The organism is Polaromonas sp. P3_A5, assembly GCF_056403055.1.
Genome location: NZ_JBFUGF010000001.1, coordinates 21,026 through 38,843, shown reverse-complemented (window position 1 = coordinate 38,843; position 17,818 = coordinate 21,026). Strand labels below are relative to the sequence as shown.

Genomic DNA, 17,818 nt, shown 5'->3' with positions numbered 1-17,818 from the left:
TCATTCCCCTTCGCCGAACTTGTCGGCGATCAAAGCGAGGATGGCCTCCATCGCGGCCTGCTCGTCGTTGCCGTTGGTCTCGACCTCCACGGTGCTGCCCATGCCGGCGGCCAGCATCATCACGCCCATGATGCTTTTGGCGTTGACGCGGCGCTCGCCCTTGCTCATCCAGACCTCGCAGCCAAAGCTGCCGGCGAGTTTGGTGAGCTTGGCGGAGGCGCGGGCATGCAGGCCCAGCTTATTGTTGATGCTCGTGCTGGTCTTTATCATGATTTCGGCGTACCTGATTTTGCGGTGCGGTGATGGCCACCTGCATCACGCCCTGCGTGGCGCCGATCAGCGCGCGCGCTACCAGCGCATCGAGCGACTCGTGACGGTAAGACACGGTGCGCAGCAGCATGGGCAGGTTGATGCCGGTGATGAGTTTGGAATGAACGCCGTCCACCAGCTTTTGCGCCACATTGCAGGGCGTGGCGCCGAACACGTCAACCAGCACCAAGGCATGCGAGGTGCCGAGCTGCGTCAGCATGATGCGCGCCTGGGCCAGGGTTTCTTCGGGCGGCATGTTGGGCTGCACGTCCAGCGCGGAAATACCCGCTGCGTTGTCCGGAAACACATGCAACACGCATTGGCGCAGGGCAGAGGCCAAAGGAGCGTGAGCGATGATGAAAATGCCGTTCATTGCGGTGAATTATCAGCTTTCACACTGAGGAAATACCCATATGAGGCGATACAACAACACAAAAACACGGACATCGCCGCCTGAAAGCTCGCCACCCGTGCCAGGCCCATGGCGGCAAACACGTCGATCAGCAAGCCGATTCCCCACTGCACGGTGAACACGCCGGCAAAAATCATGAGGTTGTAGGCCGAGAGCGCCCGGCCGGCGAGCGAGGCCTTGAACGCCATGCCCACCGCGGGCTGCGCCAGGCCCATGACGCTGCAACCCATGCAAAACAGCGCCCAGCCCAGCCATCCGGTGGAGGTGCCGGCCGCGATATTGACCGCCAGCACCGTGAGGCTGAAGGGCACACCCCAGGTGATCAAGCGGGTAGCGCCCCAGCCGTGCCGCGACAGCCAGGGGTTCACCATGCCCCAGCTCCAGAAGGTCACCAGCATGCAGGCGTTGATATAGAAGAGGCCGGTCGCCGCCTCCAGCGGCGTATAGCCCGCGACCCTGATCATCCAGGGGCCGGCCCACAGGGTCTGCACCGCCACCAGCCCGCCGTAATTGAAGAATGCCAGCGGCGTCATCTTGCGGAAGTAGCGGCTGCGCCAGATCGGCGCGTAGCCGACTTCGGCCGGCACCGCCGGTGCGGCGGCTTCTGGGCCTTCATGCTTTCTGTTGAGCTGCCATGTAGGTACAACCCAGGCGAGCGCGGCCATCGACAGCAAGATCATCGCGGCCAGTATCCAGAAGAGGGGCCGCCAGCCCGTCAAGGGCATCAGCCACTGCACCGGCAGGGTAGACGCCAGCATGCCGAGCGAACCAGTCATCAGCATCCACGAATTGGCGCGCAGCACCGTGGCCGGCTCATACCAGCGGCGGTAACCCGTGAGCGGTGCCATCAGGCAGGCGCTGACGCCCATGCCCACCAGCACACGCGACGCCAGCAACCAGGCAAAGCTGGTGCTCAACGAAAAGGCCAGGCAGCCCAGCACCGACAGCGCCAGAAAGCACAGGATCACGCGCTTGGGGCCGTGGCGGTCCAGCCAGGTGCCCAGCGGCAGCTGCGTGGCGGCAAAGCCCAGGAAATAGCCGCCCGCCAGCAGGCCGAGGTCGCGCGCATGCAGCGAAAACTCCTGCGTGAGCACAGGCGCCAGCGTGGCGGTGATGGCCCGTACCAGCGCCGAGCAGAAATACGCGGCGGCAAACGCCAGGAAAACAATAGCGCCGGTTTTTGCATCCAGCCGGCCCGGGTGCGAACTGGCAGCCGGCGCAGCGGTATTCGGGGAGGTCGGCAAGGAAGCTTCTGCGCTGGTCATGAAAGGCAAGCCACTTTATTCAAACTTGAGGCTGGAGAAAAATGTCTCGGCCACCTCGGGCGCGATGCGCGGGGCATACAGCACCACCTGGAACACCTGCGGGCCTTGCACAAAGTAGGCGGCCTGCCCGCTTACCGGTTTGCCGTCGGGGCCCTGCCCCTCGGCCTTGACCAGCGAGGCCGGTGGCAAGGCGGCGGCGCCGGGCAACTTGAGTGGCGACACCTGCGGCGCAGGCCCGGCCTTCATGTTGGCCAGCGTGAGGCTTTGCCACTGTGCGAGCACGGGCGCCGCTTTTGACGCGTCACCGAGGTCGGCCACCGCCACAGCAAAAGTGGCGCCGCCGGCATCACAACCCAGCATGCGCAAGGTAGTTGCCGGGCCACCCAGTGGAACCACCTTTTCGGCTTTGTCGGGCTTGCAGGGCAAAAGCAGCGCCAGGCGCGTGCCCTCAGGCCGCACTTCGCGCCAGTTCAGCGTGGGGCTACAGGCCACGAGCAAGATCATCACTGACAGGGCAAAGGCGGCGACCGGCCGCGGCGAGAGGTGCGCTGCGCCTCCAGAAATCGTAAGCATGCCTTGGACTTTACAGGGAATCAAAAAAAGCAGCCCGTTTTGGGGCGAAGCTGGGGCAGGCCGCTCCGTCCAGCCCGCTTCAGTACCAATTTTGGGTTGATACAGTCCCGGCCACGCACCAAGCTGGGCACGATGTTTGCTCATGCCCGCATGTGCAGTATGGAAAGAACTCAGGCTTTGCCATGCCATGATGCGGTCCAACAATCACTACCGTTCAATGATGATGGATTTCAAAACACGATTACTGGCTGCGCTGCTGCTATGTGCTGCAAGCCCTGTCTGGGCTTTGGAGCTGCAGAATCAAAACTTTAGCGACGACGAAATTTTCTCGGCTGTCGTTAACCGGTTTAAAAAACCGCTTCAACACCGGTTCAACCCTGCCTCTACGGACGAGCGAAAACCTTTTCTGGTGCTGGGCCCGGCGCTGAAATTCGGCAAAAAAATGCAGTCCCAGTCATTTACCCACCTGACGCAGCAAGAGCTGGTGGAGCAGCAACAGGCGGTTTTTATATTGGTAGAGAAAGCGCGCCCGAATCCCGAGCGGACCGAACTCTATGTTGATTACGACATACCGAGCAATGCGTCTTTTGGCGTGCTGAAGGTTTATCCCAAAGATGGTGTGCTGGTCGTTGAAAGCCTTGACAGCTTTCGATCATCTTCGGGCGCCAGAGCCACTTACGGCAAGCTCTACAAGGGTGTGGCTTGCCAGGACAACACCGAAATGGCGTATCGCTGGAACTACTACGAGCGCAACGCCTCAGGCGGGCGTTGCCCTGACAAGATGTTTACCGAATTTACGGATTACGGCGGTTAACCGAACTACGCCATGCCCGCACCCGCCCACCTTCCCGGCGCCAACCAGCCTGTCTGGCGCGACAAGCTGTCGCAGCTGCTCGAGTCCACCGGTGAAGGCATTTTCGGCATCGACATGGACGGCCGCTGCACATTCATCAACCGTGCCGGCGCCGAGCAGCTGGGCTACGCCCCCGCCGACGTGCTGGGCCACAACATGCACGAGCTGGCGCACCACTCCCACGCGGGCGGCGCGCACTACCCCGAGCACCTTTGCCCCATCTTCAACGCCTTTCGCAAGGCGCTGCCTTGCCGCATCGACACGGAGCTGTTCTGGCGCAAGGACGGCAGCGCGTTTGCCGTTGAATACTCATCGCACCCCATCGTCGAAGGCGGCGTGGTGCAGGGCGCGGTGGTCACCTTCGTCGACATCTCGGCGCGCCGCCAGGCTGAAGACGCACTGCGCCAGGCGCATGCGGTGCTGGAGCAGCGCGTCAGCGAACGCACCCAGGCCTTGTCTGAAGCGCTGCAGCACCTGCGCGAGCTCACCGCCTACACCCACACTGTGCGCGAGGAAGAACGCACGCGCATCGCGCGCGAGGTACATGACGAGCTGGGCAGCCTGCTGGTGGCGCTGAAGATGGACGTGGGCTGGCTCGACAAACGCCTGGGCGAACAGCAGCAGCGCGAACCCGGCGACGCGCAGGCCATGCGCGACACCATGCGCAGCAAATGCCAGAACATGGGGCGGCTGATTGAAAGCGCGGTCGACAACGTGGGCCGCATCATCACCGACCTGCGCCCCAGCATCCTGGACCACCAGGGCCTGTGGGCGGCGCTGGACTGGCAGGCGCATGAGTTCGTGCAGTCGGCCGAACTGGCGCTGGACTGGCAAATGGACGTGGCCAATGCGGCACCGCTGCCCGAGCCTTCAGCGATTGCCATCTTTCGCATCTTCCAGGAAATGCTCAGCAACGTAGGCCGGCATGCGGCCGCCAGCCGCGTGGCCATCACCATACGCGCCACGGCCAGTGACATCAGCATCGCCGTGCAGGACAACGGCCGCGGCGCCGAAGCCGCCGCCTTTGAAGCGGCCAATGCTTACGGCGTGATGGGCATGCGGGAGCGCGCGCGCCACCTGGGCGGCAGCCTGGAGATCACCAGCCAGGTCGGCCACGGCTCCCTCTTTAACCTTCGGATCCAGTTATGAACACCCTCAAAATCCTGATCGGCGACGACCACCGCATCGTGCGTGAAGGCCTGAAGCAGGTGCTGGCCGACGCGCCCGAAATTGAAGTGGTGGCCGAAGCGGAGACCGGCCCCGACATCCTGCAGCGCGTCGACGCGTTGGGTGGAGACAAAGGCTTGAGCGCCGTGCTGCTGGACATTGCCCTGCCCGAGCGCGATGGCCTGGATGTGCTGCAGGCCCTGAAAAAAAGCTGGCCGCGCCTGCCGGTGCTGATGCTCAGCACCTACCCCGAAAAGCAATACGCGGTGCGCTGCATCAAGCTGGGTGCGGCCGGTTACCTCAACAAAAGCGCGAATCCCGACGACATGATTGCCGCGGTGCGCAAGGTGGCGGCTGGTGGCATGTACGTTTCAGCCGCCACGGCCGAAGCGCTGGCCAGCGCAGTCGGTGGCAACGGCGGGCGCAGCGGCGCTGAAGCCCTGTCGCACCGCGAACACCAGGTCTTCCGCCTGCTCACGGCCGGCAAGTCCGTGGGCGAGATCGGCACGCAACTGGGCCTGGCGTCCAACACCGTCAGCACCTACCGGCTGCGCATCCTGGAAAAAACCGGCGCCAAAAATGACGTGGAACTGGCGCTGTACGCCGAACGCCACGCAAAAACATCTGCCAGCTCCTGACGGCGCAATTGGCGCGGCCTTGTCCTACGGCCGCTTGGGTGCCCGCTGATTAAAAAGCACCCACCAGCGCTGCATGCTGGTTGCAGACGGCGCCGCCGGCTCAACCCAAGGAGTATTTCAATGACAACCGTCACCGACGTGATGACCCGCAATGTGCGAACCCTGGCCTCCACTGACACGGTGGCTTCGGCCGCGAAAGCGATGGACGAACTCGACGTGGGCGTGATTCCCGTGTGCGAGGGCGACAAACTGCTGGGCGTCGTGACCGACCGCGACATCGTCGTGCGCGCCGTGGCGCAGGGCCTGGACGGTGACACGCCGCTGAGCAAGGTGATGAGCACCGACGTGCGCACCGCCCGCGAAAGCGACGACCTGGACACGGTGCTCGCCGAGATGGCTACCAGCCAGATACGCCGCCTGCCGGTGCTTGATGCCTCGGATGGCCTGGTCGGCATCATTTCGATTGGCGACATCGCGGTCAAGGGGCAGGACGAAGAAGACGTTGGCCAGTCGCTGGGCGAAATCTCCTCACCGGCGTGATCGCCCCCACCGCAGGGTGCCGGGCGGTGCCCTGCGCGGATTTGGTGCGGTGACGGCACCGCCGCGCCGCTGTGCGCAGGCGCGAAGCTGCTGAAGGTTCAAAAAAACCATTAAACGCCTGCGCCGGCGCACGAAAAGGCAGCATGCCGACTCCGCTGCGCCGGTTTTTGTAGTGAGTGCCCTACACCCTGTCATGGCATCCACAGCGAAATGCGGCACCTGCCGCGCTTTCGCCCCAATTGGCCAAAATTGGCCCGCTGCTTGCAAGACAGCCGCATCTTCCAAAGAAAGGTGCGCGCCATGTCTGACCTCTTTTCTCCCTACGACGCCGACCAGCCCCTGATGCTCAAATGCAGCTGCGGCAGGGACCACAGCGCGGCCGATCACCAGGCCGCCAATGCGTCTGCCGCCAGCCCGCAAGCGCTCTCGCACAGCTTCATGGAAGCCAGCCTGGTGAAGGCGCTGTTCCCGGTTGACAGCGTGCGCCGCCACTTCCTGCGCGCGGTGGGCGCCAACACGGCGCGCGCTGCGATTGCCTCGGTGCTACCGCTCGGTGCGCTGGAGGCCATGGCGCAAGACCGCGTGCCCCTGGAAAAGAAGGATCTGAAGATCGGCTTCATCGCCATCACCTGCGCCAGCCCGCTGATCATGGCCGACCCGCTGGGCTTTTACAAAAAAGAAGGCCTGAACGTCCAGCTCAACAAAACCGCCGGCTGGGCGCTGATACGCGACAAGATGATCAACAAGGAGCATGACGCCTCCCACTTCCTGTCACCCATGCCGCTGGCAATGACCATGGGCCTCGGTTCCAACCAGGTCAACATGAATGTGGCCAGCATCCAGAACACCAATGGCCAGGCCATCACGCTGCATGTGAAGCACAAGAACAACCGCGACCCGAAGAACTGGAAGGGCTTCAAGTTCGCCATCCCCTTCGAGTACAGCATGCACAACTTCCTGTTGCGCTACTACCTCGCGGAGAACGGCCTGAACCCCGACACCGACGTACAGCTGCGGGTTGTGCCGCCGCCCGAGATGGTGGCCAACCTGCGCGCCGGCAACATCGACGGCTTCCTCGGCCCGGATCCTTTCAACCAGCGCGCGGTGTACGACGAGGTCGGTTTCATCCACATCCTCTCCAAGGAAATCTGGGACGGCCACCCCTGCTGCGCTTTTGGCGTCAGCGACGAGTTCATCAAGCAGAACCCCAACACCTTTGCCGCGCTGTACCGCGCCGTGCTGGGCGCATCCTTCATGGCCAGCCAGCCGAAAGACCGCGACCTGATCGCCAAGGTGATCGCGCCTACGCAATACCTCAACCAGCCCGAGGCCGTGCTGCAGCAGGTGCTCACAGGCAAGTTCGCCGACGGTCTGGGCAATATCCGCAACGTGCCGGACCGCGCCAACTTTGACCCTGTGCCGTGGCAGAGCATGGCGGTATGGATGCTCACGCAGATGAAGCGCTGGGGCTATGTGAAGGGTGAAGTCAATTACAAACAGATCGCTGAGAAAGTTTTCATGCTCACGGATGCCAAAAAGCAGATGGCACTGGCGGGATTCAAGCCGCCTGAAGGCGCTTACAAAAAATTCAAGGTGATGGGCAAGGAGTTTGACCCTGCCAAGCCGGATGAGTACGTAAAAAGCTTCAGCATCAACAAGCTATGAGCCCCCACGGTCACTCACTTCGTGTAGTTCCCTGCCCCCCGAGGGGGCCGCTGCGCCTGCGGCCCGGCAAAGCCGGTTCCGCGGCCCCTGCTTGGTTTTCCTTGGAGCTCCATGCTCACTCACTTCCTGCTGCGCCATGAAATCCTTAAATTTGAAGGCGGGCCTGGTCTCGCTGCTTATCTTTTTCGCCTTTCTGGGCATTTGGTACGTGGCCACGCTGCCCGCATCCGGTACGCCGGCAGCCAGCACGGCGGGCCTGAGCGCCGAGCAGATCGAGTACCAGAAGATGATGGGCAAAGACCCAGGCAGCACCAAGACCACCGGCTTCCCGACGCTGGGCCAGATGGGTACGGCCATCTGGAAGCAGGTGTCCAACCCGCTGTATGACAACGGCCCCAACGACAAGGGCATCCTGATCCAGCTCGGCCATTCGCTGGCGCGCGTGGGCCTGGGCTTTCTGTTGGCGTGTGCGGTGGCCGTGCCACTGGGTTTTGTGATCGGCATGTCGCCGCTGCTGCGCCGGGCGTTTGACCCTTTCATCCAGGTGCTCAAACCCATCTCGCCGCTGGCGTGGATGCCGCTGGCGCTCTACACCATCAAGGACTCATCGATCTCGGGCATCTTTGTGATCTTCATCTGCTCGGTATGGCCCATGCTGATCAACACCGCCTTCGGTGTGGCTTCAGTCAAACGTGAATGGCTCAACGTGGCCAGCACGCTCGAAGTGAGCCCCCTGCGCAAGGCCTTCCAGGTCATCCTGCCGGCGGCGGCGCCCACCATCCTGACCGGCATGCGCATCTCCATGGGCATCGCCTGGCTGGTGATCGTGGCGGCCGAAATGCTGGTGGGCGGCACCGGCATCGGCTACTTCGTCTGGAACGAGTGGAACAACCTCTCACTCACCAACGTGATCTTCGCCATCCTGGTCATCGGTATCGTCGGCATGCTGCTGGACCTGGCCTTCGCTCAACTACAGAAGGTCGTCACTTATGTGGAGTGAGCCTATTGCGCGCGCCCCTGTCGCCACGCCAATGAAAGAACACAACATGCAGCAGGGATTCCTCAAGATCGAAGGCCTGAGCAAAGCCTTTACGCCCGCCCGGCCGGTATTTGCCGATGTGTCTTTTAGCATCAGCAAGGGCGAGTTCGTCTGCATCATCGGCCACTCAGGCTGCGGCAAGACCACCATCCTCAATGTGCTGGCCGGACTCGACAGCGCCACCGCCGGCCACATCTTCATGGAAAACCGCGAGATCGGCGGCCCCAGCCTGGAGCGCGGCGTGGTGTTCCAGAGCCACGCCCTCATGCCCTGGCTCACCGTGCGCAAGAACATCGCGTTTGCGGTGGTGTCACGCTGGGCCGACTGGACATCGGCACAAGTCAATGCGCATGTGGAAAAGTTCGTCGCCATGGTAGGCCTCACACCCGCCATCGACAAAAAACCGTCGCAGCTCTCAGGCGGCATGAAGCAACGCGTAGGCATCGCCCGCGCCTTTGCCATCCAGCCCAAGATGCTGCTGCTCGACGAGCCCTTCGGCGCACTCGATGCCCTGACACGCGGCACCATCCAGGACGAACTCATGGCCATCGTGCGCGAGACACAGCAAACGGTTTTCATGATCACCCACGATGTAGACGAAGCCATCCTGCTGGCAGACCGCATCCTCTTGATGAGCAACGGCACCGACAACGACGGCGTCTACGCACCCGGCCGCATCGCCGAAGAAGTCATCAACCCATTGCCCCGGGAACGCACCCGCGCCGGCCTGCACCACCTGCCCGGTTACTACGACCTGCGCAACCACATCGTCGATTTCCTCGTCACCCGCGCCAAGGCGCATTGACCATTCCCGCTTTTCACTTCACCCATCTCACATACAGGAGCAAACCATGAACCGCAACGACATCACCGAAAAAATCATCACCGTCAAAGTCAGCAAAGGCATCACCTGGGAGTCCGTCGCGAAGAAGGTCGGCCTCAGCAAGGAATGGGTTACCGCCGGCTGCCTGGGCCAGATGACCTTTGACGCCAAACAGGCCAAAGTGATTGGCAAGATTTTTGGCCTGACAACCGAAGAACAAAAATGGCTACAAGTCGTGCCGTACAAAGGCTCACTAACAACACCCGTACCCACCGACCCGCTGATCTACCGCTGGTACGAAATCGTGAGCGTCTACGGCACCACGATCAAGGAACTGATCCACGAAGAATTCGGCGACGGCATCATGAGCGCGATTGACTTCAGCATGGACATCGTGAGGCAGCCGGATCCCAAAGGGGACCGGGTGAATGTGGTGTTATCGGGGAAGTTTTTGCCGTACAAGACGTATTGACGTTGCTGGTGAGGCCTAGGGGTCTCTTGCCGGGAACCGGGCAAAGCAAAACGCATACATGTTCCACTTTGCTTCCCAATATTGGAGTTGAGCCATGCGCTGCTAACGCCGCGGGGTGGCAGCTTTCAGTAGCGTTACGCGTAGAGGTATGTCATCGATCGTTTACAGCCAACACCCATTGGACGCCACTGAGGTCCCTAAAGATACTCATTGAAATCAGAGAGAAAAACAATCGATATCTTTCCGTATCTAGCTCTACATAGTTTTGAAGCTCGCGCCTGTATGCGCCTCCAAGGAAGGCGCTCTCCCCGGCAGCGACTCGGACACTTTTTGCAAATCGAACCATAAACTCTTCGTTTTTCGAGGCTTGCAGATCTTCGAGTTGTTCCAGATTCTTCAGCAAATCAAACGACTCAAGTCGTTCTGGCTCACTACACGCGATTGAATGAGTTCCGGCCTTGGTATATGTGTTTCTGTGATGTCCAGTCAGCTCTGAGGCTTTTCTGAAATTCGTGTTTTCAATAAGACATCCGTTAATCTTGGCATCAACCAGATCGTTGACGTCCACCAATGCCGGCGAAGCATAGAGAATGAGTGCTTGGGAACCGAACTTTGCATCGATGTGCTCAAGCAAGGCCTGCTGCTCTTTGTAAACGTCGTACCTGAAATATTTCTGATTCCAGTGACTCCATTCAGAACCAAGCTTAGTAGTAATTAGCTCCGGTCTCTTGTACTGAAATAGGAGGTTTGCCTTGATACGAGGGATGTTCCGAATCTCTTGCCCCAGGTGATGCTCCATTTCGTCGGCGATGTCGCGTAGGTCCACACCTCCAAACGGCGGACGAAAGAAGAACGGGTGCCCCAGGCGCCGCCAAAGCCATCGATTTCGAGAGAAACCTGAAGCGTCTGCACCCATTCCGCCCTCTTGAACCTGACCAAATGGGAAGTAAACCACCGCCCTCCGGTCAAGCTCGTTATTGAAGTAACTCTCGAAAGTCTTCTCTTCGTAGCGTGGTTGCATTCTTGGAGTCCAGAGCGTTATTAGAGCTTGGTGGGGTCGCCGAGCATCTTGTTAAGCCGTACCGCTTCTTTGACAAGACGGCCCGACAAGGTGACGTTGACCTCCTCACCCTCATGAAACTCTCTCGTCGCCATTTCGTACTTGCCGCCGGGTTTTAACAACGGGTCTATCTCGCGAAGGCGTTGACCCCGCCAGAAGCCGAACAGCACGCGGGTTTCTTCAGCGCGGATCAACAGCACCGGCCCGTTCGACAAATAGACCAGGTGGCCCCACTTGATGACTTCATCCAGCGCGACGCCGCCCAGGACGGCGGCCCGTAGTTGCTCGACGGTGGCACGCTGCCAGCCGGACAGGGCAGTCACATATGCATCAGGGCTAGCGGCTGGAAGAGTCTTCTTCATCATGGCAAGTCCTAGGCCGTGCTTGTAGATTGAACAAGTGATCCTCCCATTAAGTAACGCCAACATCTCTTAAGCGCTTTAAGAAGTGAGCGAACTCGCGTAGAAACCTCAGATCGTCGTCTTCTAAGCCATCAGGATCAAAGTGCATGACGTCATTCCTAATGTCTCTCACGCGATTGAGGTGCGCGACGAAAGTTACTCTGTCAATTTCGATTTTGAGTTTTTTCCAATTTTTATCGCTCTCAACAAGCCGGATATATTCGCCAAATGTCAGATCTGCTGGAGTATCAATTTGACGGCCATCGTCACCTGGTGCTTTAGCAGCTATAAGCTCAACCTGCGTAAATTTGCCATGCAGCAATCGTCGAACTCCGTTCTCGATCTCACCTACAAGCAAGAAGGGCTCGGCGAGCAGGCGAAACTGCTCATTCAAATCGCTCGCTGTAACGATTCCGCAGATAGTCTTATCGTGAGCTTGAACAAGAACGTAATCGTTCGCAGCCACGACATATATCGCAGAAAACAATGGCTCAGCCGCGCTAAGTATCCTAGGCTCTTCCATGCAATCCTTAGCAGTGGCGATGGGCTTCTTAAGCGCTAACCTCATCCCAATCGTCTTCCAACTGACCACGCCCTTGACATCTCGTGGTCCAGTCATCACAGGAAGCTGCGAGAAGTCATTAGTCATCATCAACGTCGTTATCTGCTGCACTGAGGAATCAGGCGTAACACTGATCGGAGCCCGGTTTGCTGACGCCAGACTGCGAATCCTGTAAGTAGGATCTGATGCGGAGTCGTCTGCTACTCCCTGTGGACCTTGAACCTCGAGAGGTGCCTTCACAAACGCCACCTGGCCGTCGATATAGGCCCATTCAAAGTCCGGCGATGTTGTCAGGCCATGCCGCCTAAGAGCGTTGCGAATAAGACGGACGACGCGATATCCGCGCCGCTCCGCACCAAACCAAAGTAAGAAAGCCCGCACCGACTCTTTGGGCGGCGCTACGCCTCTCTTTAGTTGGTCGACGATCGCTGTAAGTTTTTCTTCGGCTTGAGCCATTGGTAACTCCTAGGTCTACGGCTGCGATTCAAAACTCTTGAGCTAAATCTGGATTGTTTGCAATTACCTGGGACACCACGTATCTGCGGTACTCTTCTGGAATGTTGTGTTCCTTCATGCCCTCTAAGATGTGCTGGACGTATTTCCTTGAGGTTTTTATATCGGACTTACGGTCTTTGACAACGTAAGTCAACGCCTCGACCTTCGATCCATCAACTTTTTGCAGCTGGATTGCCTGACGAATGTAGTTGGTACCCTCGCCTTCTATTGCATCCATTGATCGCCTGTTGAGCGTCTTCGCAGACTCTCGGGAGATAAGAAAATCAGGAATCTCATAGAGCACGCCAAATATGCATTGGCCGCTCTCGCTTGAAGCAATGTCAGCGGCCGCGCAATTATTTGTTTTGCTGAATACAGTGAATGCAAACTCGAAAAGATCTACGGACTGAGCAATACAGATTACTTTCGCGTCACCAGCTAATCTATCCGGGCTATTAAGGCGAGCGCTACACATGTTCGAGCCATACTGAAAAACGAGTGCCATCGATTCACTCCAATACACATATGATTTTTAATGCCTAAATCGACCGAAATACAAACGTGGCGTTGCATATTTTCGGTACGCAGCCATCAGCCCCCGAGTGCACCTTTCATCAGCGCTGCGGCTGCATCTTTCGCCACGGACTTCACGAGTTCAAATGTCATGGACACACCTTGCTCCGTAAACAGCTTTTTCGTCTTTGCCCACACTGTGTCACTTCTAATCGAATCCAGAAACTCATGCCCTTCCCAGGTAAGCCTCTGACCAAAAAAGTCTTTCACTTCTGGGCCCATCGTTTTCACCATCTGGCCGTTAACAAGACCCGCTTCTATAAGAAGGCTCATGTGGTATGAGATTTCTGACGCACGTTCTTCCGGGAATTGGGAAAGCTGAACCATTTCCGTAGGGAGACTGCACTCCTCTACTTTGGATAGAAGCTCGCGAATAGTTTCCCAGTTTCTTTTCATGGCAACTCCTGAGTTGTGGCCGCGCGCGCTTCTTCTAGCGAGCCGTTGGCAGTTTGACTATGGCAGCTTAGCCTAGGCAAGCAGTTCGGCCCATCCTCCAATCGGAGGGCTTTACGGCATTGAAAAGCTGCTCATATCCCGGCGTCCTGCGATCAGCGTAGCCCCAAGCAAAGTGCAAAATGGCGACATGAACTCCCTATCCGGCATCCGCATCCTCGACCTCTCCCGCGTACTCGCGGGCCCCTGGTGTACGCAGACACTCGCCGACCTGGGGGCCGACGTCATCAAGATTGAACGCCCCGGCACGGGTGACGACACCCGCACCTGGGGGCCGCCGTTTTTGAAGGATGCGCAGGGTGCGGACACCGAGGCGGCTTATTACCTGGGGACCAACCGTAACAAGCGCTCCGTCACCTGCGACATCGCACAGCCTGCGGGCCAGGCGCTGGTGCGTGAGCTGGCTGCGCATTGCGATGTGTTTGTGGAGAACTTCAAGGTTGGGGACATGGCGCGTTATGGGCTGGACTATGCGTCGCTGAAGGCCATTAACCCGCGCCTCGTGTACTGCTCGGTCACGGGCTTTGGCCAGAACGGGCCTTATGCCGACCGCGCGGGGTATGACTATGCGATCCAGGGCATGGGCGGGTTGATGAGCGTGACCGGCGAGCGTGACGACCTGGGGGGCGGGCCGCAGAAGGTGGGAGTGGCGGTGGCGGATTTGATGACGGGCATGTATGCGACGGTGGCAATACTCGCCGCGCTGCGCCATGCCGAGAAAACCGGCGAGGGCCAGCAGGTGGACATGGCGCTGCTGGATACGCAGGTGGCCATGCTGGCCAACCTGGGCGCAAACTATCTGGTGAGCGGCAAGGCGCCGGGCCGGGCGGGCAATGCGCACCAGAACATCGTGCCTTACCAGGTGTTTGAAGTGGCCCCGGCCGCGGATGGCAGCAAAGATCACTTAATCCTCGCGGTGGGCAATGACTCGCAGTATGCGAAGTTCTGTGCGGTGGCCAACATTCCGGAGCTGGCGACCAACCAGCTTTTTGCGAAGAACCGCGACCGCGTGCAGAACCGCGGCCAGCTGGTGCCGATCCTGGAAGCCGTGATGAAGACGCGCAGCAAGGCCGACTGGCTGGGAGCGCTGGAGGCGGCAAAAGTGCCGTGCGGTGCGATCAACAGCCTGGCAGAGGTGTTTGCCGACCCGCAGATTGAGGCGCGCAAGATGGTGACGGAGTGGAAGCACCCGGTGAAGGATGATTTGAAACTGGTCTCCAGCCCCATCCGCATGAGCGCAACACCGGTGCGGACCGATTTACCGCCGCCGCTGCTGGGTCAGCACACGGATGAAGTGCTGCGCGAGCTGCTGAACTATTCCGAAACGAAACTGTCCGAGTTGAAGGACGGCAAGACGATTTGACCGGCGGGCAAGCCTGCCCGGCATTCACCCACACAGGAGAACGCTTCGCATGATGATTCGACGCCGCATGATCACCACCATGCTGGGCCTGCCCCTTGGCGCCGCCTTGCCCGGGCTGGGTCATGCCCAGGCCATGGCCGACTTCGGGGTGCTGAAAGCCGGGTATGCGCAGCGCCTGAAGAAAATCCTTGCGGCAGGCGAGCTGCCTTATGTGGACATCGAGAGCTCCTGCAACCCCGGCAAGCTGGACATCGATTTCGTGGCGAAGAACATGGACGGGCTCAACATTGGCCTGATGGCTCTGTCGGCGGACATAGGCCAGGGCGAGTTTAAAAAGGGCGTGCGCTTCAACGCCCTGTCGGAGAAACTGGTTTCAGCCTATCCGGACCGTTTTATCCCCGTGGGGAACGGCGGCCAGCCGCCGGCGCTGACGGAGGCGCCCACCGAATTCATGGACGGCCAGGAGGCGGCCATCGAGAAACGGCAAATCATGTGCCTGGGCGAGTATGAGTTTCGCCACTACCCGTCGCCACGGCAGGTCAAACACGGCATGGGGGACGACCGCGATGTCCAGATCCCCATTGACGGCCCCGTAGGCCACCGCGTCTTCGCGCTGAGCGAAAGAACCGGCGTCGCTTTCCAGATCCACTATGAAATCGAGGACGACTTGCTGACGCCGCTGGAGGCCATGCTGGCGCAGTACCCCAGGGCCAAAGTGGTCTGGTGCCATCTGGCGCAAATCCGCTACATCGAGCGGGCCACGCGTTACAACGCGGCGTATGTGGACGGCCTGATACGGCGCTTCGCCAACCTGCATTTCGACACGGCTTTCGGCGACTCCGCTTCAATCTATCCCCTGAGCAACCAGCGGCATGCGCGCGTCTGGGGCAGCGACGGCGGGCTGGCCCGTGAATGGCGCGACTTGATAGTCGCCCATCCGAAACGCTTTCTGTCGGCGCTAGATCTGGGCGGAGACCGGATGGACCGCATGGTGTCCTATGACCAGAAGCACCGCTATTTCCTGCAGCAGCTGCCGGAGAATGTCCGGCATCAGGTCGCGTACCGCAATGCCTGGTCGCTGCTGTTTGGCGAAGAATTTGCCTGAAGAAACACACGGAGGTAAAGCGATGAAACACAATTTTGTTCTGGTGCACGGCGCCTGGCACGGCGGCTGGTGCTGGCGGCGGGTGGCGCAGGCGCTGCAGCTGGACCACCACAAGGTGTTCACGCCGACACTGACCGGCCTGGGCGAACGCGCCCATTTGCTTTCACCCACGATCAACCTCGACACGCACATCAACGACGTGATCAACCTGATTGAGGCGGAAGAGTTGCACGAGGTGACGCTCGCGGTGCATTCCTATGCCGGCATGATCGGCACGGCTGTCACTGACCGCATGCCCGACCGCATCAAGCACCTGGTGTATGTGGATGCGGTGGTGCCCAAGCCCGGCGAGAGCTGGAGCAGCACGCAGGCCAGCGCCACGCAGCAGCAGCGCATGGCGGCGGCGCAGGCTTCACCCAGCTTCAGCTTTCCGGCGCCCGACCCGGAGGTGTTCGGCCTGCACGATGCCGACCGCGAATGGGTCAAGCGCCGGCAGACGCCGCACCCCGGCAACACCTACCAGGCACCGCTGCACTTTGATATGCAGCGCGTAGCCGCCGTGCCGCGCACTTTTGTGAATTGCACCGAGCCCGCATTGGCCACGATTGAACCCAGCCGGCTGCGCGTGAAGGACGCAAAGTTCTGGGACGGTGCATGGCTGCCGAATTCGCGCGTGGTCGAAATCAAAACCGGCCATGACCCCATGATCAGCGAACCGGCTGCGCTGACGAAGATTTTGCTGGAAAGCGCTGAATGAGCCAGGTGGCCCGCCGCCAGTTCACAGCCGCGCTGGCAGCCGGGCTGGCCGTGCCCCAGCTTGCGCTGGCCAAAGACACGGCCTTGCCTGTGCCGGCCTCTTTGCCGGCTGCCGCTGGAATCGCCGCCCTTAAAAATGAGCCGCTGGTGCTGCTGGTCAGCCTGCCCGGCTGCCCATTCTGCGAGCTGGTACGGCGCAACTACCTGCTGCCAGGGCAACGAGACGGCAGCCTGCACGCCTGGCAGCTCAACATCAGCGACCGCACGACACCGCTGACCGGCTTTGACGGCCAGGTGACGACAGCCGCCGCGCAAGTCGCGGCATGGAAAGCCGGTTTCACCCCCACGGTGCTGTTTCTGGGCCCGGCCGGGCAAGACCTGGCGGAACGGCTGGTTGGCCTGGCGTCTGTCGACTTTTATGGCGCCTACCTGGAAGAGCGGCTGACGCAGGCGCGCAAAGCTGTGCTGGCGCTCAGGTAAATGAAATGCAGACCGCCCCATTCGCAGCCGTGGGGATTTCTGGTTGCTATTGTTTTGATAGCTGCTCGCGCAATCACTGATTGGGCAAATGGCCTTTTTCATGCTTAAAACCGCCCCAAAAATAGCCCCGCAAAGGATTCTGGCGTGTCGCACAGCGTTTTTTGCCCCTGCACAACAACCTGCCAGCCGTCACGCGCATGACTGACCAGGAATCGCTGCTTGCCGCTATCCACGAGGAAGTGGTCTTGCAGGCCTACAACCCAGCCTGGCCCCAGCAGTTTGTGGCTGAGCGGGACCGCCTGCTTGCGCTCTCCCCTCAGCTGCCGGCCCGCCTGATCGACATCCAGCACATCGGCAGCACAGCCGTGCCCGGCCTGGCGGCCAAACCGGTGATCGACATGCTGGCCGGTGTGGAATCCATGGCGGCGGCCGAGGCGCTTCTGGCGCCGCTGTGCGCCAACGGTTACACGACCTCCGCTGAATTCAATGCCTCGCTGACCGACCGTAAATGGCTGATGCGCTGGACAGAAGGGCGGCGCACGCATCATCTGCACCTGGTGGTTCACGGCGGCGAGGTGTGGGCGCAGCGCCTGCGTTTTCGCGACGCCCTGCGTTCGGACCCGGCGCTGGCGGCGCGCTATGCCGCGCTCAAGGCGGAACTGGCGGCCAGGCACCCGGGTGACCGCGAGGCCTATACCGATGCCAAAGCCGCGTTTGTGCAGGCGGCCAGCGAAGGCTGAGCCTCCCTGCTTCCTACTATTAAGCCGCTGAATCAACCCGCTAGACCTGTACTGAACGCCGCATTCACGCTTGG

The 17,818-nt window shown here is 60.2% G+C and carries 22 protein-coding genes; 13 read left to right on the top strand and 9 right to left on the bottom strand.

Annotated features, from left to right (window positions below; all coding sequences use genetic code 11):
• From AC1DU8_RS00240 to AC1DU8_RS00225, 4 genes are read right to left on the bottom strand one after another with little or no spacing between them, the layout of a single operon-like run.
• On the bottom strand, positions 1–270 hold the full coding sequence (locus tag AC1DU8_RS00240; RefSeq protein WP_477689473.1) for an HPr family phosphocarrier protein: 270 nt from the start codon (positions 268–270) through the stop codon (positions 1–3).
• Positions 239–682: a PTS sugar transporter subunit IIA gene (locus AC1DU8_RS00235; protein WP_457281604.1), complete on the bottom strand. Its 444-nt coding sequence runs from the start codon at positions 680–682 to the stop codon at positions 239–241. Before AC1DU8_RS00235 ends, AC1DU8_RS00240 begins: the two co-directional genes overlap by 32 nt.
• A complete protein-coding gene (locus tag AC1DU8_RS00230) occupies positions 679–1,986 on the bottom strand; it encodes an MFS transporter (RefSeq protein WP_477689472.1) in 1,308 nt (435 codons plus the stop codon). Before AC1DU8_RS00230 ends, AC1DU8_RS00235 begins: the two co-directional genes overlap by 4 nt.
• Before the next feature lie 15 nt (positions 1,987–2,001).
• Positions 2,002–2,559, bottom strand: a complete 558-nt coding sequence (locus tag AC1DU8_RS00225) for a hypothetical protein (protein ID WP_477667616.1) — start codon at positions 2,557–2,559, stop codon at positions 2,002–2,004.
• A gap of 217 nt (positions 2,560–2,776) precedes the next feature.
• Here AC1DU8_RS00225 and AC1DU8_RS00220 point away from each other — a divergent pair, with 217 nt between their 5' ends.
• From AC1DU8_RS00220 to cynS, 8 genes are all read left to right on the top strand, one after another.
• Positions 2,777–3,373, top strand: a complete 597-nt coding sequence (locus AC1DU8_RS00220; RefSeq protein WP_477689471.1) for a hypothetical protein — start codon at positions 2,777–2,779, stop codon at positions 3,371–3,373.
• A 12-nt stretch (positions 3,374–3,385) separates the two neighbouring features.
• The gene (locus tag AC1DU8_RS00215) at positions 3,386–4,561 is read left to right on the top strand and encodes a sensor histidine kinase (RefSeq protein ID WP_477689470.1); all 1,176 of its coding nucleotides are present in this window, start codon (positions 3,386–3,388) and stop codon (positions 4,559–4,561) included.
• Positions 4,558–5,217, top strand: a complete 660-nt coding sequence (locus AC1DU8_RS00210; protein WP_477689469.1) for a response regulator transcription factor — start codon at positions 4,558–4,560, stop codon at positions 5,215–5,217. The genes AC1DU8_RS00215 and AC1DU8_RS00210 overlap by 4 nt, the downstream gene beginning before the upstream one ends.
• Positions 5,218–5,337: 120 nt before the next feature.
• The gene (locus tag AC1DU8_RS00205) at positions 5,338–5,757 is read left to right on the top strand and encodes a CBS domain-containing protein (protein WP_457281610.1); all 420 of its coding nucleotides are present in this window, start codon (positions 5,338–5,340) and stop codon (positions 5,755–5,757) included.
• Between the two features lie 300 nt (positions 5,758–6,057).
• Positions 6,058–7,422, top strand: coding sequence for a CmpA/NrtA family ABC transporter substrate-binding protein (locus AC1DU8_RS00200; protein WP_477689468.1), 1,365 nt, complete (start codon positions 6,058–6,060; stop codon positions 7,420–7,422).
• Positions 7,423–7,558: 136 nt separating this feature from the next.
• Positions 7,559–8,422, top strand: coding sequence for a nitrate ABC transporter permease (ntrB, locus tag AC1DU8_RS00195; RefSeq protein ID WP_477689467.1), 864 nt, complete (start codon positions 7,559–7,561; stop codon positions 8,420–8,422).
• 31 nt (positions 8,423–8,453) lie between these two features.
• Positions 8,454–9,266, top strand: coding sequence for an ABC transporter ATP-binding protein (locus tag AC1DU8_RS00190; protein ID WP_477726332.1), 813 nt, complete (start codon positions 8,454–8,456; stop codon positions 9,264–9,266).
• 46 nt (positions 9,267–9,312) lie between these two features.
• Positions 9,313–9,756, top strand: a complete 444-nt coding sequence (gene cynS, locus AC1DU8_RS00185; protein ID WP_477689465.1) for a cyanase — start codon at positions 9,313–9,315, stop codon at positions 9,754–9,756.
• 151 nt (positions 9,757–9,907) lie between these two features.
• Here cynS and AC1DU8_RS00180 read toward each other — a convergent pair whose 3' ends face one another.
• The 5 genes from AC1DU8_RS00180 to AC1DU8_RS00160 form a co-directional block, all read right to left on the bottom strand.
• Positions 9,908–10,777, bottom strand: a complete 870-nt coding sequence (locus tag AC1DU8_RS00180) for a hypothetical protein (protein WP_477689464.1) — start codon at positions 10,775–10,777, stop codon at positions 9,908–9,910.
• A 20-nt stretch (positions 10,778–10,797) separates the two neighbouring features.
• On the bottom strand, positions 10,798–11,178 hold the full coding sequence (locus tag AC1DU8_RS00175) for a DUF1801 domain-containing protein (protein WP_477689463.1): 381 nt from the start codon (positions 11,176–11,178) through the stop codon (positions 10,798–10,800).
• 49 nt (positions 11,179–11,227) lie between these two features.
• Entirely contained in the window at positions 11,228–12,235 is a 1,008-nt protein-coding gene (locus AC1DU8_RS00170) for a CBS domain-containing protein (protein ID WP_477689462.1), read from the bottom strand.
• Positions 12,236–12,263: 28 nt separating this feature from the next.
• Entirely contained in the window at positions 12,264–12,779 is a 516-nt protein-coding gene (locus AC1DU8_RS00165; protein WP_477689461.1) for a gamma-glutamylcyclotransferase family protein, read from the bottom strand.
• Positions 12,780–12,865: 86 nt separating this feature from the next.
• Entirely contained in the window at positions 12,866–13,243 is a 378-nt protein-coding gene (locus AC1DU8_RS00160; protein WP_477689460.1) for a DUF2513 domain-containing protein, read from the bottom strand.
• Between the two features lie 187 nt (positions 13,244–13,430).
• Here AC1DU8_RS00160 and AC1DU8_RS00155 point away from each other — a divergent pair, with 187 nt between their 5' ends.
• From AC1DU8_RS00155 to AC1DU8_RS00135, 5 genes are all read left to right on the top strand, one after another.
• A complete protein-coding gene (locus AC1DU8_RS00155) occupies positions 13,431–14,663 on the top strand; it encodes a CaiB/BaiF CoA transferase family protein (RefSeq protein WP_477689459.1) in 1,233 nt (410 codons plus the stop codon).
• Positions 14,664–14,712: 49 nt separating this feature from the next.
• Entirely contained in the window at positions 14,713–15,768 is a 1,056-nt protein-coding gene (locus AC1DU8_RS00150) for an amidohydrolase family protein (protein WP_477689458.1), read from the top strand.
• Positions 15,769–15,790: 22 nt separating this feature from the next.
• Positions 15,791–16,525 (top strand): alpha/beta fold hydrolase, encoded by a 735-nt coding sequence (locus AC1DU8_RS00145; RefSeq protein ID WP_477726331.1) that lies wholly within the window; start codon positions 15,791–15,793, stop codon positions 16,523–16,525.
• Entirely contained in the window at positions 16,522–17,004 is a 483-nt protein-coding gene (locus AC1DU8_RS00140) for a thioredoxin domain-containing protein (protein ID WP_477726330.1), read from the top strand. The genes AC1DU8_RS00145 and AC1DU8_RS00140 overlap by 4 nt, the downstream gene beginning before the upstream one ends.
• Positions 17,005–17,201: 197 nt before the next feature.
• On the top strand, positions 17,202–17,744 hold the full coding sequence (locus tag AC1DU8_RS00135) for a GrpB family protein (protein WP_477702069.1): 543 nt from the start codon (positions 17,202–17,204) through the stop codon (positions 17,742–17,744).
• Positions 17,745–17,818 lie beyond the last annotated feature (74 nt).

Coding starts and splice junctions, on each gene's coding strand:
- AC1DU8_RS00165 (WP_477689461.1), bottom strand. CDS start 12,779: ATGGCACTCGTTTTTCAGTATGGCTCGAACATGTGTAGCGCTCGCCTT.
- AC1DU8_RS00155 (WP_477689459.1), top strand. CDS start 13,431: ATGAACTCCCTATCCGGCATCCGCATCCTCGACCTCTCCCGCGTACTC.
- ntrB (WP_477689467.1), top strand. CDS start 7,559: ATGAAATCCTTAAATTTGAAGGCGGGCCTGGTCTCGCTGCTTATCTTT.
- AC1DU8_RS00180 (WP_477689464.1), bottom strand. CDS start 10,777: ATGCAACCACGCTACGAAGAGAAGACTTTCGAGAGTTACTTCAATAAC.
- AC1DU8_RS00140 (WP_477726330.1), top strand. CDS start 16,522: ATGAGCCAGGTGGCCCGCCGCCAGTTCACAGCCGCGCTGGCAGCCGGG.
- cynS (WP_477689465.1), top strand. CDS start 9,313: ATGAACCGCAACGACATCACCGAAAAAATCATCACCGTCAAAGTCAGC.
- AC1DU8_RS00215 (WP_477689470.1), top strand. CDS start 3,386: ATGCCCGCACCCGCCCACCTTCCCGGCGCCAACCAGCCTGTCTGGCGC.
- AC1DU8_RS00200 (WP_477689468.1), top strand. CDS start 6,058: ATGTCTGACCTCTTTTCTCCCTACGACGCCGACCAGCCCCTGATGCTC.
- AC1DU8_RS00225 (WP_477667616.1), bottom strand. CDS start 2,559: ATGCTTACGATTTCTGGAGGCGCAGCGCACCTCTCGCCGCGGCCGGTC.
- AC1DU8_RS00175 (WP_477689463.1), bottom strand. CDS start 11,178: ATGAAGAAGACTCTTCCAGCCGCTAGCCCTGATGCATATGTGACTGCC.
- AC1DU8_RS00160 (WP_477689460.1), bottom strand. CDS start 13,243: ATGAAAAGAAACTGGGAAACTATTCGCGAGCTTCTATCCAAAGTAGAG.
- AC1DU8_RS00190 (WP_477726332.1), top strand. CDS start 8,454: ATGAAAGAACACAACATGCAGCAGGGATTCCTCAAGATCGAAGGCCTG.
- AC1DU8_RS00170 (WP_477689462.1), bottom strand. CDS start 12,235: ATGGCTCAAGCCGAAGAAAAACTTACAGCGATCGTCGACCAACTAAAG.
- AC1DU8_RS00205 (WP_457281610.1), top strand. CDS start 5,338: ATGACAACCGTCACCGACGTGATGACCCGCAATGTGCGAACCCTGGCC.
- AC1DU8_RS00210 (WP_477689469.1), top strand. CDS start 4,558: ATGAACACCCTCAAAATCCTGATCGGCGACGACCACCGCATCGTGCGT.
- AC1DU8_RS00235 (WP_457281604.1), bottom strand. CDS start 682: ATGAACGGCATTTTCATCATCGCTCACGCTCCTTTGGCCTCTGCCCTG.
- AC1DU8_RS00145 (WP_477726331.1), top strand. CDS start 15,791: ATGAAACACAATTTTGTTCTGGTGCACGGCGCCTGGCACGGCGGCTGG.
- AC1DU8_RS00135 (WP_477702069.1), top strand. CDS start 17,202: ATGACTGACCAGGAATCGCTGCTTGCCGCTATCCACGAGGAAGTGGTC.
- AC1DU8_RS00220 (WP_477689471.1), top strand. CDS start 2,777: ATGATGATGGATTTCAAAACACGATTACTGGCTGCGCTGCTGCTATGT.
- AC1DU8_RS00150 (WP_477689458.1), top strand. CDS start 14,713: ATGATGATTCGACGCCGCATGATCACCACCATGCTGGGCCTGCCCCTT.
- AC1DU8_RS00230 (WP_477689472.1), bottom strand. CDS start 1,986: ATGACCAGCGCAGAAGCTTCCTTGCCGACCTCCCCGAATACCGCTGCG.
- AC1DU8_RS00240 (WP_477689473.1), bottom strand. CDS start 270: ATGATAAAGACCAGCACGAGCATCAACAATAAGCTGGGCCTGCATGCC.